Source organism: Desulfosporosinus burensis (genome assembly GCF_054657535.1).
Genome location: NZ_BAAHYN010000003.1, coordinates 277,068 through 295,699, shown reverse-complemented (window position 1 = coordinate 295,699; position 18,632 = coordinate 277,068). Strand labels below are relative to the sequence as shown.

The window sequence follows — 18,632 nt, the reverse complement described above, 5'->3', positions numbered from 1 at the left end:
TAACGGAGCGCGATATACGAGATCGGATTTATGATGAATTGAAAGTAAATACAGGATGTGAAAGAAGATGAAAAATAAAATAACCTTTCGACTTTATCAGATAGATAAAGACCTCCCCGATGATGTGATAGATGGTTATTTATACTTAGAAACTACGGATGATATCATGCCTGGAATATACAGATTCGTCTGGGAAAGTCAAGAGGATGCAGATCTTGATAGATTGTATAGCAAATATACTAAGGCTGAACGCCCGAACAAACATGTAGCTAGGAGTATTGATGTTTCCGACGTAATTGAAATCCAGGATGACCAAGGAATTACCTTTTTTATAGCAGATAGGTTTGACTTGACAGAGATCGAATTTGATAAGAGCCAAGTACCAAATGAAATGGGCTTTCAAAAGATGTACGTAAACATGGACAGTGAAATGAAAAGAGTACTATGCACGGATTGGTCAGCGAAGGCTGTTATTGAAATCTTGGTCAAGAGGCTTGGAAAATCCAGGAGGATAGTAGCATTGATGTTTCATCAGTCTGAAACATATAAGCATATGTTAGCTGATAAAACAGGTTTATGTGAGAGACCTTACCAAATTGTGGATGACTTTGAAAAAGAAATTAAAGAATTGAAAGAGTAAAGCGTTTTAATAAAAGAGGTCTGGCGGTTTAATGCTGCCAGACCTTTTATTATGCTTTTCATGAGGTGGATGGACAAAGCACGAAGAATTCCAAACTGTATCATTGTATGTCTAAATCATTGTTACAAAGTTAGAAGCCAATAATATAGCATTTGTATGATAAAAAGTTAAATTCAAGAATATTGGAGGTTATGAAAAATGTACGCAGGAAAAGGTATTGAGTATCCAAGTAATCTAAATGAGCTAAACAGAATTACGTCAGAACAAGCAGAGCTAATAGTAGAGGAAAATATACGTACTTTGCATGGAGGCATGGATATCCTAGGGTGTTTAACTCATTTAGAAAATGTTTTTGAGTCGATTATTGAAATGAGACCTGTTGCTTTTCCAAAAAGCATTGCTACTAGTAGAAAAGCTATAAAGGATGTCGATGAGCTGCTGAAAACTTTTAAAGCAATGTATGTTGAATGTCAAAAGCCTTGTTGTATGATTTTGATCGCAATTGAATTCAAAATTGTGTACCGCGTAAAAAAAATGGTTCTCAATATTTACTGTGATGACATGGTTACGAATAAAATGCAAGTACTTCGTGTGTACTCTACTTATCCAGGTAAATATTCAGGTAAATATAATGTTCTTTACACTGTAGGCAAGTCTCTAAGAGGGAGATGAATTCTTTTGAAGTAAGTATAAGGGAGTGGTAGAGATGGCTGTAACCGGGTTTAATGTGGGCAATACCATGAGTTTAGGAGAAATGGGATTAGCTTTAGACTATTTGGAAAATAAGGACTCATTTGAGCCCGATTTAGAAGACATCAAAGAAAAGATAACCAGTAAAAAGATCGGCAGAGGGAAAGAAAATAATTCAACTGCAAAGGAAATCAAGGTGATATAAAAAATGAAATGATTATTGAATGTGGAAAAGATGTTGGATTAGAAGACGCATAACCAGCTCTTCACCAGCACTACGAAGTAATTTATAATCTGCAAGATTGGTTAATTTGCCTAGGAAATAGTGCGTTCATCATTGGAATAATGGTATTAGGCGTAATCACAATTTATTAATTGGATAATGTAAGTGATCCAAAGCATAGCAAGTTCGCATTAGTTAGGGGGATATCAAGATGAAAAAGATTATAGGTAGTCTCAAACAAAAACTTAAGGACTTTTATAAGCAACTGCCAAACAAATTAGAGTATATAAAAGCAAAGATCGATGAGATAAAACCAGCGGTTGTAAAAAACGCTAAAGTTATAAAAGACTCAGGTCTGATAGTATCTGCGTTTATTGGTTCTATAATGGGGCTGGTGTTTGGGGTAATGATTGGGATTCACCTTTACTCTTATAGGGTTTTAATTTATGCACTACTGTTTGTAATTGTAAGTTGCATAATAGGTTTGTTTAAAAAGCATTATTTGAGTAAGGAAAACAGTAGAATAATTGAGCTTATAGATACTTTGCTATATACAGAGCTAGTATTATGTGTGCCTGTTTTAACCATTACGGTAATATCATTAATATTTTAACGGCTAGTTATTAAAATAATAAGGGTGGTGAGACAGTGGGTAACAGGATGAAAATGAGTAACATACTAAAAAAGGGACTAATAGTAAGTCTAATGGTTGTGTGTATACTTCAATCAATACTATCAACATTTCAGTTTGCGTACGGAAGCAACTATAGCATGTTAGGAACTAACGCAGCTTTAGGTTCTGTCATACTTGATGCAAATTTCGTTTCAGAAGACTGGAACAAGTGGGAAATGATCACTTGGGGGGTATTCCTAAGCAACTTCGCCGTGCCACTTGTTGACGACTATGAATCAGCATTTAACAGTAATATAACACGGGGTAGCAAGGGGTCTGGATTTAAGGCATTAGCGTTTGGAAGTGGGTCTGATCCAGCCAATGCAAATACTATAAGCGGATTATTAAATTACGCTGTGAACCAGCAAAAAACGAGTGAAGTAAAGCCAATATATGTGGCCTACAGTCCCATAACGAGAAAGTCTATAGACAAAAAACCATTGACTGAAGCAGATGCAGGCAGGATTAGAGAAGCAACTTTCAAGGATATGTTTATAATGTCAGACAAAGCTGATGGAGACTCGTGGATAAAATTAGAGGATGTTACTGGGGTAAGCAATCAAAGTGCAACTATAGTACCAATTGACGGATTAGAGACAACTGAGGGATATGCAAATGAAATTGGGAAGTCTGAGAGATACGTAAGCGTAGCAACCATAAACGAAGGATCTATACCGACATTCTATGTAAAAAACGGAGCTGGGTATGAGGAAGTACTAGACTATGCAAATGGTTGGGACGTCCAACTACTAACAGCGTGGTTAGCTAGAGTAGCCTGCGGTGAATTCAAAGACGAGTTCAAAGACCTGTTCAATAATATGTGGTCTAAATCAACTGACTTGAAGCTCGCATTAGACTGTTTTGGGAATATTATAGTACCATACGATGGGTCAAGAAGGGTTGTAATACCAGCATCAATAAATCAACATCTAACAGACAGTCCTAAAATTAATCTTATATCATCAATGTTATTCAATGGGTATACTAGCGGTCTATCAGGAGAAGAGATAAACGTGAGAGGGCAGCAAAGTATCTCGGGTTGGTTCGGACTTGATTCAATACCCGTTATAGGGACTGATCTAACGGATATCAGATTTGGGGGATTGCCTGCTTTAGGATCGCACTTAACAAGTGTTCCCAATGGGCTAATACTAATGTATTATGACCTGGATACAATATCATACCAGACATACTTTAACGGAGGAGCAGCAGCAAATGGCACAAAGACAGTAACTGGAGAGGCTGTACCAGTTAATAATACGCATTATGGCAAAGCAGTTAAGGAATTATTCGACTTGGATGCAAGTAAGGCCACCGGAAATAAGTATATATTCAAGCTTGAAGCGGCCAATATGGACAAATTTGATTTCGCAATGTTCTCAGATGGTAAGGCAGGAGAGGCACTAGCTAACATGCTAAACGCAAGCGGACAAATAGCAAACATAGCAGGAGCTAGCGTAAATGCAAAAGTATTAAGCGAAATTATAACAAATAACGGTAAAGTAAACTTATTTGATGAGCCTGTAATAATACCTGTTCAAATGAACAATGGCCGTACTGGAACTAAAGTGAATAGCTCTGGTGCAGCAAGGGTATTCATGAGTTACCTGTACGATACGTACAAATCTGGCAGACCCACATTAGCGGGAGAAGTAACGGGGGACTACGTAAATACGTTACTAAATATGAGCGAGACAGCTACGATGAAACAATTCAAGGAGCTTATACTGGGTATAAAAGATAATTCAGTATCCAAATTACTGGCTGGGTTCGTAGCTGAGAAGTCTACACTATTCAAACTAAATGTAGACGCTGATAAACTAACCGGAGCCGAACTGGGAGATAAGAGCAATCCATTTAAGGGTATGGCTAGCACAAAAGTGGACGGTAAAAACGTTGCAGATATATTATTCGACGAAAAAGGAAGCTTAGATTACTTCCCAGGAAGGCTAATCAAGGCATACCCAGTATCGGAAGTGATGCGAGCAGTAGGCAATGTACTTGGAGTAAGAGAGGGAACAGAATTTAGCTTATATTCCACATTCATATACATGACATACCTTGATTGGTACGGAGTCAAAACTAACGGTTTGAACGGTAGTACAACCAGTGAGTTCAATCCACGATTATTCGACGGTACGTCAGACGTACTCAAAGTGGATATAAACACCATATCTGACATAAAGACAGAAGAAGATAAGAAAAAAGAAGTACTCAACTATACCTACATGATGTTACACCCCACAGAAGGTAGAGAGTACAGAAACGAGATGATGCAAAGTTACATTAACAACTTTGTTTACGATGCATACCAAAAGATAGTTTACGGGAATGCAACATCATACTATTCAAACGTATCTTCTAATCTGGCCACACGCAACGCAACAGGATTCTTATCGCTAGACTCTTATTTGGATAACTTTACGACTGCATGGTTCATAAATATATACTCTAAAGTTGCAATATACATCATAGCAATATCATTGATAGGCATACTTGTGGCTGGGTTGTTTAAGAGGCGTAAGTTATCATGGTTCTTGCTGGCATTAGCAGTAGTAATAAACACAATACTAATTGTTCCCTCGGCTGGGGAGATAACACCAGCTGTCATAAATAATTTTGTTCAGAAAATGTTTAGTAATAAAATGACATACTGGGGAATTTCGGAGGCCGTAACAAACGCGACAATTGAAGCAGACTTCACAAATAATACATCAATATCAACAGGAACGCTTAGTTCATTAAATAAGAAAGAGCAAACCCAAGTTGTAGAACTAGTTAAAACGCTGAATGTGGCCTACTTAGACAGGGCACTAATGTTAAAGAACGACATATCAAGGAAAGTAACTCAGACTCAAAGTGGTAACTACGCTGAAATTCAAAAGCTTCGTTCAGCTCGTTGGATGCTTCCAATGATAATGAGACAATTCACAGCTAATGACGGTTCGGCGGATTATGTCTACGTACCATTGGGGGATATGTACGATGATTTATCCAATATGTACTGGCTGTATAAGCCTGAAGATGCTGCTAATTCTGGTACAATCAGCGGACAGCGAGCATCAATAAATAGTGGGGTTGGGGATACAGTAGCCAATACAGAAGATCCTATAAAATTAGCGGACAGAAAATCATACTATCCAGATTATGTAGACACAACAATAAGGTCAAGTGGAGCAACAATACCGTACAGATCAGCAGCCTATTACGGTGGAAAGGCGCTAGTTGATATGCCACATACCTACTCCTATTTGCTGAAGACAAACGCCAATCCAATAAATAGACTATACGGATTCGGTGGAGTATACGAGGAAGGTAAATCATTTGAAGCCTATGTAGATAAGTCACTACAATCAGGTAAAGCTCAATCCTTTATGTCAGCTTCAACATTATTGGAGCAACAGGGCGGAACTTACAACCGGTTCGATAGATCTACAGTGATGCAATCGTTCGGCTACCTCTGGGCAACAGAAAGCACATACCATTATTTCTATCAATCAGTAAAAGACTGCTTCGACTCCGACATGACACTAGGAGCACTAATCGGGAAATTACAAGGTCAATATGTCAAAACGGATGCAGGTAATGAAGTCAGAACATCGTTCATGCACGCTGATAAAACAAATTATATAAAAGATGTATTAGACTTAGAGGAGCTATTTACTAACACAGTACCTTATATATACGAGATGCAGATAACAACAGGAGGGTTTAACGGCAAGTCGGGGGTACTGGGAGACAAAAAAATAGGGGAGTATGATATCTACTCAAATAACTACAAATCATGGATGTTTAGGAGTAACTGGGTAACAAAGCTAATGGAATCACCTGAATTAACTAAGTCGGCAATAGTCAGGGATGTAGACGGCAACAAGAAAGAAATTGTAAATCCTATGTTAATAGACTGCTACCCATCAAACAGACCAATGGTATTTAGCGAAGCTCAAATGTATGAATTAGGACTACATGAAGCAGACCTCAATATAGTTGAATTAAAAGCTATTGAAGTGAACAAAGACGTATCACAACGATGGACAATGCTACTGAACTACGCAAACGTTAAAGGGATGACTAAGGAAGTATTGCTGAGACAGATGGCAACAGAGGCAGTAGTGACATTCAACGCAGAGTACTCGCCGACCGGTATACTGAATGGTGCATATACGATGTATCCAAACGGGTTAGACCTCAGGGGAATATCTTTCGACTCAGTTATGAAAATGCTAATGCTAAATCTGACAAAAGATACGACCTATATTTACGGTGATACAATGCAAAATATAATAGCAGATAGTGATATGTTCAGCGCTTTACTGTTATTAACGTCAGCATTTATGTGCTCCTACGTAATACCTTTAGTGAGAAATGTCACAATGGGCTTAATATTCTATTTAGGGTTTATTGCGATAATCTACGCACTATTATCAAGCAATAAACAAAAAGCAAAGGTATCATGCGGATATATAATAAGTAACCTAATATTCATGGCTCTGACACTAATCTACTACGCGGTATTCAGTGGGTTAATGGCGGTAACAACATCAGATTCCGTGCTAACAGTCCAAAGCGTTCAAATTAGCACTGGAAATCCAGTATGGTGCTTTATAGTGATAATAGTAGTCAGCGCAGCCTATATATTCTCAATGTTTAAGATGATAGACTTTTGCTTTAAGCATTACAGGGACATGGGATTTGAGGTATACGCGGCTGTGGCTGGCATGGTTACTGACAGTATATCAAACGGTATAGATAATCTTGGTGATAAGATATCAAACTATGGAGCAGAATCACCAAAGTCGGGGGTTAGTATTAGGTCGAGTAGAAACACTAATAGATTTGATACATCAGGACAATCAGCACAGTATGGAGATAACGGTGGTTCGTATAGTAGAAGTGATGAAGCCGAAGGAAATGACAGAAGGAATAAAGACGACAAAGACTATGATACAAGGACGTATAAATATGGGGATGATCGTATGGATGACGCATCAGACGATACAGGTATAGACGAGCAGATAAAAAAAGGCAAGAACATGAAGTTATAAAGTGATTGAGGGCAGTCAATGAGGCTACCCTCTTTTTATTTGATCATTAATGTTATGAAACATACTTTTTCATAGCATTATTGCAGCGAAATAAATCGTTATGTCAGAATTACAATCCAAGATTAAGGCATGTAGATGAATAACCATAAATCAATTTATGTGAGGGTGAGCAAAAATGTATATTAAACGAAATAGAACAAGTAAGATACTAACAACATTATTATCGTTACTTTTAATTGTGTCGGTAGTATTTCCAATGGAGCTAGCACATGTAATAAGTAAGAATTTGTTTGCGCGAGCAGCCATGACAGTTGGTGGATCAGGGTCATTAGTTCCAGGCAGTCCACAAACTGCAGTATCAGGTATTGCTCCTGGAGTTACATTCAGAAATCCACCACTCAGAGTAAGTCTGTTTAGGGATAAGAAGGCACTATTAACTGAGGAGGAAGGGCTATCAAAGATATATCACAATATGAAGCTGGGATTCCCACAGAATATTACTGCATCCGTGCATTTTATACGACCTGAGACAGCTACTTTTATTGGAAGTAAGCCAATTAGTATAGGCGAGGCAAATACAGCTAATAAGACATTGACTTATCTAGCTGACTCTAATGCGATTAGCAACATAATCACGATGGAGGGAGGTACACCTAATACTACAAATGGTGTATACTACAGTGCTATAAAAGCAACCGGCCTAGATAATTTTAAAACTAACTGGAGAAGTAAAATGACTAGTACATACGCTAGTAAGGAAGCTTGGAGTTGGATTTTAGCCAAGTCAGGTGATGACTATCTAGTAGACACTCGAATAAAGACATTATTCGGTGGGGAAAACGGTGATTTAGACTACAATAATATAAAAGCTTGGACAGATGCACAAAGTAATGACGCATATATGAGATACTTAGATATGCTAATGACTCTGTATACACTATCAAGTGGAGATACTAAAGAGCAATGGGGTCAGGCAGTTGACGATTATATAAACTCTGATAATCTGCAGGAATCACCTATATCAATTAGCATAGACTCCGAGGCATTAATGTCATTTAATGGAGGAGCGTATTTTATACTAATACCTACTATAGATTATTTAGAGTTTGCCACTGGCTTGGAAAAAGCGTTTGCAACTTCCGAAGATATATGGTGGGCAACATCAGCCTTAACTGATGCACATCCTGGGCATTCATATGCGCAGCTTGAGCTATCGGCTAAAAAATCAGTAGCCATTAGTCCAACGTTCGCTAGGATTTCAGACTACTACACAAATCAAAATGGATTCTCGTTTGCAGCAACAGCTTTTACAAAGGGTGTTCTTAGAACGCAGAGCCCTACTTCTATATTTTGGACTGCTCCGGACAGTATATTAACAGACTATCTAAATATATTTAGGCTTGAAGACCCTGCTAATCCAGGCGGGGGGATGTATGGCTACATGCTTTCACCAGCACCCTTAAAAGTACCCTCGTTGAGTGTGGGTGTACTCAAGGCAGAGCCAGATAACAAAGTTATTGAGACAAAGGCAATAGGAATGCCAGTAAGCTTAACAGTAACATCTGGCACTAAAGCTGAGGACTATGGTTCATGGGAAGCGATGATACTAAACGCTAGAACACAGGGTAACCCATTTAATATAAAAATGGCATTTTCAAGGACTAGTACGGAGGTTCCTCAAATACCTTTCATATCACCAAATCCAGCAGAGTTTAACTGGACACCTGACGAGATGCTGGATTTCATTTACGGGAGAAAGAACTATATAGGAACTGACGATACATCAGGTATTTCAACAGAGGGTAAAAGTCAGATAACATTTAATTATACACTTGCAACTACAATTACAAGTGGGGGAAAAACATGGACAGGCACGTCTACGGATACTGCCTCGTTCAGAATACTAGCGCCAAGAATTGGGTACACGTCCAAGCCTGATGCATATTCTGAGTTGAAAAACTACGGTACAGGATCTAACCTAACAGGGAATCTTACGGAGAACTGGGAGGCAATGGCGGGTGTTCCATCAACGGAGCAACTGTATTTTGCAGCTGGTGGCTCCGAGTTTATCGTGGATATAACAGTTGAACGCATAGAAGATGAAATAGCTAAACGTAGCTACGATAGTTACTACACAACAACAAACTGTGAGTTCTTCACAGGTGATACATCTAAGGGCTTAATGGGAGCTCCTGATCATGGTGGATTAGCATCAGGTAGCACAGTTAACCAAACTGGGCCAAGTGGTGGCGGAGGTTGCGGCTCACCTCCTGGATGGACACCTCCAAACCCTGGAACTAGAACATATACTTACACATCAGCAAGTGATGTACGGGCCCGTTCAGTAACAGTATCACCTGTATTCCATGACACTTCATCTACCAGCGTAAGTCACAGTGAGGGTCACGGTTCAGGGTCGTCTACAAACCCACACAGTTGCGGACATGGAGCTTGTAGTTATAGCTACGCTTATAGTGGTTATTGGACATACACCATTCCTATGCATGCAGTGTGTGGACCTTGCTGCTCTCATGTGTTACCTGAAGTACATGACACGTGGGCACAAACTTGGACTTATGATGCTATGAAGATAGTAGATGTACATGTGTGGAAGATTGACCAAGCGGCTGTTGATGGGTTAACCAGCATTATATCAACTGATATAGTTGGTGCTGATATAGTTAAGGGTGAACCAAATATATTTTATAACATTGCATTAAAGAATGATGCTAACTTTATGGCGCAAAATGGTCGGGGTGGCGCTACTGGTTCAAGTATGGCAGGGCGAGTGAGATACAGTATAGACGCACCTCAACACGATGAAGTAACTTATGCAAACGGAACAAGAACAAATAACTGTGACGGATTAGCTAATACGTATGGAACAAACACTTCTGCTAATGGGGGTAGTGCGCATACTCACGCATGGGCAGATGGGTTCATTTATAACGCATTTAAACCGGGAGCCAGTACTGGAGGAGCTACTGCTCAAGAGGGGCAGAAAAACTATCCGACTGACGTAGATAATTTTTTAGTTACAAATACGGACGAAAAAGATAAGGCAACAACTGAGTATGCTAAATTTTTAAGCCAAAGGCAAACAAAAATTACACCTACAATGATTACAGACTTTTTAATTCTCCAGACATCTAATGGAGATCAAGCTGTAATGTATTTCCATAAACCAGCACCCTCGGCAGTTAATACCGAGACAAAGATGCCGCAACTCAACATAACAACAGCGGAGATGTGGGATAATAACTTAAACAGTGCGTCTAAATGGCAGGACGACCATATAAACATAGGGGGATACAACGGTAAATATAGAACACCTGCATCGAAGTTCACATGGCCGAACCAAGGTAACGCAGCATCAACATTCCTTGACCCAGACCCAGCTGGTCGCATTGTACGACCTACAAGACCTTCAAGTAACATGATGTTATACAAAGGTGCTTTGAATATAATACTTCAGAACAAGAACAAATCATACGTATCGGGCAAAGCTGAAGTTTTCTGGGCAAACAGTTTACACTGGGTGGATAGCTCATCAGAGAGATTCTTGGGAGTTACAGATGCACTCACTACGGCATCTTTCCCAACGAACATGCAAACGGGGCAAACAGGATTTAACTTCCATACCATAGCGAACTATACACCTTCTGGGCCAGCTATTGGAGGGTATATACTAGCAGCTCCATATTCAGATGAGCATGTGAAGATAAACGATTTAATAGTGCAAGACCCTGTTTCAACTCAGGATGTTAGCTTAGTGTCATTACCAGATGACCGTGATCAAAGAACAGGGGAGATACTAGGTGGTGCAGAGGCATCCATGGATGGACTAAACAATAGCTTAGTTTGTCCTAGGGAGCCTGCACTATGCGACTTTAGAGTTCTAAACTGTACTTTCTTCGAAGATACTGTGCTAGCAGATTTTGATTTTAGTACAGTAGACCTGTCTGGAAATCCTATAAACAAAACAACAGGAAACTCGCTAATATTACCAGCAGGATTTACTTTGCAGGCGCACGGTAGTCTAACTGGGGCGGCTCTGAGGGCTCAAGGAACACGAGTGGCGCTCCCATTCTCGGAATTACAATTACAGTACAGTAGCAGTACAAATGTTAGGGTAGAGGCAGATGTAGTAATGTCAGCGCCGACCGGTAACGGAAGTATGCTATTCTCGTTTGGTAGCTACGATTTGTATATACCAGTGGGACAAACGTACGCAACACTAAACACCGGTAATGGTTGGGAAAGAAAGATAAACAAGCCTATAGCAGACGGAGTTAAGCACAAAGTAGTGATTGAATTCAGCTTCAATTCGGTGGACAGCTGTAGGGTACTAGTTGACGGAGTTGAGGGTTACACAAGAATAGGGGCATCAACTAGTATAAACTCTCAAATGGTGGGTAACAACCTTTACATCGGCTCATGGGGAATAAGCAACAGCTATCCAGCTAACTTCTACATGGACAATTTAAAAATAACGCGTTTAGCAGGAACAACTGCGCATAACGAAGATTGTTATAAGCTTATGACAGTGCATCCAAACGGATTAAATGCGCATCAACATGCAGCGACATGTCTAGACGGTGGAACAAGTAGTACCGGAGCAGATTGGCTTGTAGATGCAATTACAAATGGAGATTTAACAGAGCAACAAATTAAAGACATACTTGGAGATGCATATGAACCTGTCATGGCGAACTCTTTCGGACCAGTTATTCACACTTGGAGCAACTGGACATCCGGCAACATGTATGGATTCAATGCATTAAATCAAGTATCGTTAGCGGCATCTGGTGGCAATTTAGTACAAACATCAAGTGGTGTAGACCCATACTTTGATGTACCAGTAAACTTCGCAGCCTCTGGGGTAACTAAGATAGAAGTGACGCTTGATAACAAAACGGCATCAACATACTCACAGCTGTTATGGGGGCGTAATGATGCGCCAGGCTACTCTGGAACTAGGTATGTAACAGGAGCAATGCAACCAAACGTAGACAATCAAGTAGTAACCTTTGTGGTTAGGGGCAATGCAGAGTGGAAAAACACCATAGAATCATTAAGATTTGACTTAGGGGCTACGGCAGGAATAGCAAACGTTAAAAGTATAAGAGTTTATGGGGGAGGGACAAGAACATCAGCAGGGTCATCTAATGGCACGGGTACAGTAGTTTGGCAGGGGGGGACCGCTGGAGCATACACATACAGCGCACCAGCCGGTAGATACTATGTAGAGGTATGGGGAGCGCAAGGTGGTCAAAACGGAAACGCAGGTGTGGGAGGTAACGGAGGATACGCTACCGGATCATACACACTAAACTCAAGCGGTACACTAAGTATTGTAATAGGTGGTGTAGGTAGTGGTAGCGCATCATCGAGTTATTGGACTAGTCAAGGTACTGGGGGTTATAACGGAGGTGGAGCGCCTGGCCGTGATACAGATGGAAATGATAACGGTCGTAACGAAATGGGAGGCGGTGGTGGAGGTTATACTACTATCAAAAATGGAGCGACAGCATTAGTAACAGCTGGAGGCGGCGGTGGTAGAACCTATACTAACAGTCCTGGTGGGAGAGCTACTGGGGGTGCCGGTGGCGGAAGTTATAGCGCGCCTGGTTCTGCTGGTACATTGGCTGACTCTGGTGGTATAGCTATTGGAGGCGTAGTAGCTACTAGCAGCACAACATATGAAGCAACCGGTTGGATAAATAGTACACTTGTAAGTAGTGGGATACCTATAGCAGCTAATGCAACAATGCCTAATCCTTCTGGTGGTTCTATGGTAGGTAAAACTGGAGATGGGTATGCAAAAGTAACATCAATGTTTAGTCCAGTTAGCATATCTGGAGGAAGTTCTGGTTCGGGTGTTATAGCTGGCCAAGTACTAAACTACAACTACACTGGAAATGTTACATCAGTAGTACTCCCAGCAGGAACATACAAATTTGAAGTATGGGGAGCTCAAGGTGGTAAAGGAACTTACGTTGCAGCTGGTACAGGAGGTACAGGCGGTTATGCTGTAGGTGTAAAGGTATTAGCAAGTGAACAAACAGTTAACGTGTATACTGGCGGTCAAGGTAGAAACGCAATAGAAGCTAACAGTGGTAGTTATGTAGTAGACAATCCAGGTGGATGGAATGGCGGTGGCTACGGAGGTCACATGGCTGGTTCTGGGGGAGGAGGTACAGACATAAGATTAGGCGGAACAGCTACAGCTAATAGAGTCATCGTTGCAGGTGGCGGCGGTGGCGGTGGGCAACAGTCAAGTGGTGGACCTGCTACAAAGCAGGGTGGAAGATATGATGAATATGGTAATGGAGGTTCTGGTGCCACAGCAACATATACATCAACAGGTACAGGTGGAAACGCTATAAATACCGATAACGGTGGTGGTGGTGGCGGATACCTTGGCGGTATAGGATCTCAAGGACCTATAGGGACAGACTGGGGCGGAGACGGTGGTTCTAACTACGCTGGCGGTGTGGTTAGTGCAAACGGAATTACAGCTCAGACCATAGCGGGTAATGCTACTATACCTTCAACATATGGAGGCACTCAAATTGGTAATTCAGGCAACGGATATGCAAGAATAACAGCATTAGATATAAAGCCAGTAATACTTGTAGCGAAAGAGGATATCAAGAACTACTGGAATTTAATACCTGACACATTACCAAATGGCACACAAAACCCAATATGGGCGTGTAGTTTTGTACCTAATATTCACGTATGTGATAGTGGTTGTGTAGAAGTGGACACACTAGTCTGCGCGGAGCCTCATCATAAAGGAATGCACTACGATCCTTCTAACACAATTTGCTGGGATGCATGTATGGACGACGAGACTCATAAAAACTACAAGCCAACAATCAATGCTTCAGATGGTTCATTTACACCTGGAAACTTCATAAATATGGACTATGGATTTCGTATATACTTTCCTAACGTAGGTGATTTCGCAGATGGGCAGCCATACGGAATAGGAGGTTTAACAAGCCAAAGAGGATTAGGGTTCAAGAATAGCATGGATACAACGAAGTGGACTAGGGAGAAACGTATCAAGTTCGAGTTTAACGTAATATATCAAGGCACTCTGTATTTGGCTGGTGAGTGGATTCTATTAGGGGACAGGGGTAGCTACGGAGGCAGTCCTGGAAGTCAATATAACGAGAGCCAGTGGAGCAGATATGGAACAGCTTTGTATAATGACGTATCCAAGCAGTATTATGACTTCTACAGTGTTTTAGCTAACTATGAAGCAAAGAGTGCGTCAATAAAAGTAGAAGCTGAGGCTGTAAACTGTCCTGGGCCTAATGATAACAAGAACAGTATTACGAATAGGAGTAGAGGTAGATTCACAGCATTACATGGTGGGTCTAACACCGCATATGCTGACATAGTAGGGAGAATTGGAAATCTTATAATTGAGGACACAGGAGACTACAGATTTTCAAACTTCTTTAAGAAGCCATTGGAAAACAATACAGTACCTATTGTTAGTGTATATGGGACAGCAAATGGGTTAGTGGCAACAGGGAGCGCTTCAATTAATGGAACCAAAATAGATATAAACGAACTTGGGAACAGCGCAACTGTAAAAGATTTGGCAATAACAAGAGGATTTTACAGAGTAGACATCACGGGTAAAGCGCTAAACAATGGACGTTTGAAGGTCCAAACAAAGGACGGAGCAGACTGGTCAGGTGCGGATTATATAGGTAACGTGACAGTTACAACGACCAAGATGTCATTCCATTTGACGGTTCCGGATGATAAGGAAGTAACCATAAGTTGGGTAGCTAATAACTCCACAGCTATGGAAGTACAGGGAATAGCCTTAGCTCGCCTAGGCGACTCTGCAGAAAATTGGATCATAGACGGTGTCGTGCGTGAAGTAGATGAAAGCGATCAAAACTTCTATATGACGTGGTCTAAGGATATAAGAGGATTACCTATAGGTAATAGTACTAATCAAGTAAATACCTATAATACTCTTAACTGGGTCGATGGTAACAGAATTCAAGCCCCAATATCAGCTGAGAAGAATAATATAAGCATACTTAAAGATGAGCCATTGCTGGTAGGATATCCTATATACTTTGACATTAGTACGCTAGGTAACTACTTCTGGAATAACTCAAGTAGTGTGCAAGTGGTCCCGTACTACTATGCATTAAATACAACTACTAAACAATTAGTGCCCGTAGATGCATACTTTCAGTACGAGGCGAAATATGAGCCAGTGAATATCCATAACCTAGTCAATCCTGCATGGGCAGGGGAGGGGATATACAATTATGTTATAACGCTAGACTGGTTAGGGGAACATGTGAGACGTAACTACACTGACATTGAGAAAAAGGCGACAGACTTCTTCAGAGATTTCTATGCCGAAGGTACAACCTCAATGGGAGCCGGGTCAGGTGAGTCAGGAGACGCTGGGATGGTTCAGAATAGACCGGCCAAACAACTGGACGCACCAGTGGGAAGCAGTTATATACTTGGAAATGCGCAGTTCCTGAGAGCAACGGGTAAAGCAAGAACGTTTATAGGAGGGGAGACAACTTACGGAGAACTAATGAACCGTGGTGGATCAAATACTATTACTACTGACACGATGGGTAGTAAGTACAATGCACAAGGAAGGCTGTACGATTACCTGTGGTGGCAATCAGCACAACGTTGGCACTTAAAACTGGGACTCCCGTCCTCGTCAGTGTTCGTAAGAACAGGGGAAGTACCTGATACCGAGAATATCAAGGAGTTTGACAACTCGAATCATGTCATACTGTTAGCGGCAGACATAAGAGTAATAGGTGACACCTATGTGCTGAGGTATGAGCATAATACTGATAATGGAAGTATAAATATACAGAGAACTGATGGGACAACGTCTGGTCCAATAACACTACCTAATAATATACCACCTGTGTTAGCGGTCTACTCGACAGTCAAATCTTCGATGTACGATATCGATATAATAAGTACACACTAATATAAGAGGACTGGTAACAGTCCTCTTGGCAATAACCTTTACAGCATTTGGTTCAATTTCTCAAACATTGGAATTATTGGACAAAAGCTTGATGAAAGGCATTATTACACAGTAGTAAAGCGAAATATGTACACCAAGGAAACGAAGTATATAATCGTGGATAGAATTGGGAAGGACTACCAATTTGAAAAAAGTGAGTTAATCCGGCTAATCAAAAATGGTGCAATTGTTGGTTAGGGACGTATTAAAGATTAGCCGTTCAGTTGAAACGGAATTCATTAAGTAGTAATTGATTCTCGTTGAAAGAGTAGAATATTTAAGGTAAAGAGCTTGTAGAGTTGCAGGCTCTTTATTTTTTATCTGAAAATATGTTTTGTATTTTAAGAAGATTGCTATTGCATCACTTTTAGGAGTCTGTTAGAATCCAACGCACAGTTGAATGGCAAGAGAATATTCAAGAAAGAGGGATGTTTAAATGAGCAAGAAAACAGCTATAAATCGAATCGACTTAGGCATGACAAGGATTGCTGGTTGGAATTTATTTGATGAGGTAAGTCGTCAGTTTGAGGAAACGACACCTAGAGAGGTTAAAGACCTCATTAAACGTGGGCTAGTCAATGGATTGAAGTTGAATAATGGACAAATTGAATTAGATACAGATGGATTTAATATGCGTAACCTCAAGATCAAATCGGCTGTAGGGAAATTCAGAACACTCTACCCTGCTGATAGCATGATGAATATGTATGCTGTAGTAAGAGTGATTGAAACAGACGACGGTTGTAAATTATACGAGACCATTTCGAACAAATGCGATAGAAAAAAAATAACACATGAACGGTTGAACATGATGATAGAGATGGGCTACTATGTGGCCGGCGTAAGACTGGTGGAAGGCAAGATATTAATCTGTGATGGCGTAACAATTCAAGACAAAAGAAGCAAGGGTGAACAGACGAATATTCAATCTTTTACTGAGGTTCCAGAGGTTGAGCAGCATTTAGGTGGTACAAACATAGACATAGAGGCAGTTTCATCAGAAGCAGATAATAGGAATTTTCAAGCTGAACAAGGTTTATCTGATTCAGCTGGAAAAACCGATGAAACTGTAAATGAACCTGTTGAAAAAACGAACAGTTTAGAAACTATATTTGACAGTCTTGATCATACAAAGTACTCCTCTGAGTCGATTGTAGACTCTGAGGAGGCAAATAAAATTCCTGATTCTACAGAAGAAAATAAGGACGAGGATCCCTCACCAGAGCATACAAATGAGAAGAAAAAGGTTAGCAGAAAAACCAAGCAGAAATAAAAACTAAATACTTTATAATTGAGGACTGTTGCAAGTAAATTGTGACAGTCCTTTTCGTTTCGTACACCCTTATATGCTTTAGTAGCTAGTTGTGAAAACATTCCTTCCTTGATAATGACATTTCTATGATAAAAAGTAGAAATGAAATCAAGGAGGTCAATGTTTATGAGAAGGCTTTTAATAATACTTTTAGTGATCATAGCATTAACGTTAGTAGCTGGATTTGGTGCTACGACTGTTTCAACTACAACATGTCAAGATGAGAACATATCCACTATTGTCATTGATAACGAAGAACAAACACAAATTCATATATCAGAACGGCTTACTGTCCTAAAAGATGATGGATATCTCCTGGTAAAGAGTGAAGCTGTAGGTGAAAATTATATTATTCAAGTCAGATCAGTTGATGGACTTAAGAAGTATGGATATATACCCTATACCAATGAATTTCAGACTGTTCCATTGCCTGATAGCAACAAAGTAACATTGCTTTTCATTGAGAAAACAGACAGCAACTACGGTAAAATCCTTGAGAGCATTGAGTTTCATGTCAATATAAAAAATGAGCTCAAGAGGTATACTCTGCCTAACGTATTTGTTTATTATGATAAAGGATCTTTAGCTAGCAAAACTGCCAAGCAACTTAAAAACGAAAGCAACTCAGACTTAGAATTTGTAATTAAAGCTTTTAAAATGGTATCTAAATTACCTTATGATTATGAAAAATACTTTAACATAAATGAGCTGCCATTGTTTTATATACCAGATGTTGATGAGGTTTTAATCTCGAAAACAGGTATATGTAGTGATAAAGCTGCCTTGTTAGCAGCTATGTTGCGCTCACAAGGCATTCCAACTAAGTATGTGACGGGTGAAATTCCAGCTGGTGCTCATGCCTGGAACGAGATTTATATAGACAATGTATGGCGTTCTGTTGATGTAACAGCTGGAACCTTCTGGACTACTTCTGACTATGAAACTAGGGTTTATAAGTAAAAGATTTACATGAGCAATATATAAAATGAGCATATGTACC

The 18,632-nt window shown here is 40.1% G+C and carries 8 protein-coding genes; all 8 read left to right on the top strand.

Going from position 1 to position 18,632, the window contains the following annotated elements; genetic code table 11:
• The first annotated feature begins 67 nt into the window (after nt 1–67).
• The 8 genes from ACYQ3Q_RS06670 (at nt 68) to ACYQ3Q_RS06635 (ending at nt 18,592) form a co-directional block, all read left to right on the top strand.
• A complete protein-coding gene (locus tag ACYQ3Q_RS06670; RefSeq protein ID WP_459927825.1) occupies nt 68–640 on the top strand; it encodes a YodL domain-containing protein in 573 nt (190 codons plus the stop codon).
• 198 nt (nt 641–838) lie between these two features.
• Entirely contained in the window at nt 839–1,312 is a 474-nt protein-coding gene (locus ACYQ3Q_RS06665) for a hypothetical protein (protein ID WP_459927824.1), read from the top strand.
• Between the two features lie 34 nt (nt 1,313–1,346).
• Nucleotides 1,347–1,535 (top strand): hypothetical protein, encoded by a 189-nt coding sequence (locus ACYQ3Q_RS06660; RefSeq protein ID WP_459927823.1) that lies wholly within the window; start codon nt 1,347–1,349, stop codon nt 1,533–1,535.
• Between the two features lie 229 nt (nt 1,536–1,764).
• Nucleotides 1,765–2,166: a hypothetical protein gene (locus ACYQ3Q_RS06655; RefSeq protein ID WP_459927822.1), complete on the top strand. Its 402-nt coding sequence runs from the start codon at nt 1,765–1,767 to the stop codon at nt 2,164–2,166.
• Nucleotides 2,167–2,324: 158 nt separating this feature from the next.
• Complete coding sequence (locus tag ACYQ3Q_RS06650; RefSeq protein ID WP_459927821.1) at nt 2,325–7,271, top strand: hypothetical protein; 4,947 nt, start codon at nt 2,325–2,327, stop codon at nt 7,269–7,271.
• A gap of 175 nt (nt 7,272–7,446) precedes the next feature.
• Nucleotides 7,447–16,281 (top strand): glycine-rich protein, encoded by an 8,835-nt coding sequence (locus ACYQ3Q_RS06645; RefSeq protein WP_459927820.1) that lies wholly within the window; start codon nt 7,447–7,449, stop codon nt 16,279–16,281.
• Nucleotides 16,282–16,756: 475 nt separating this feature from the next.
• The gene (locus ACYQ3Q_RS06640; protein ID WP_459927819.1) at nt 16,757–17,593 is read left to right on the top strand and encodes a hypothetical protein; all 837 of its coding nucleotides are present in this window, start codon (nt 16,757–16,759) and stop codon (nt 17,591–17,593) included.
• Nucleotides 17,594–17,758: 165 nt separating this feature from the next.
• Complete coding sequence (locus ACYQ3Q_RS06635; protein WP_459927818.1) at nt 17,759–18,592, top strand: transglutaminase-like domain-containing protein; 834 nt, start codon at nt 17,759–17,761, stop codon at nt 18,590–18,592.
• Nucleotides 18,593–18,632: the final 40 nt, after the last annotated feature.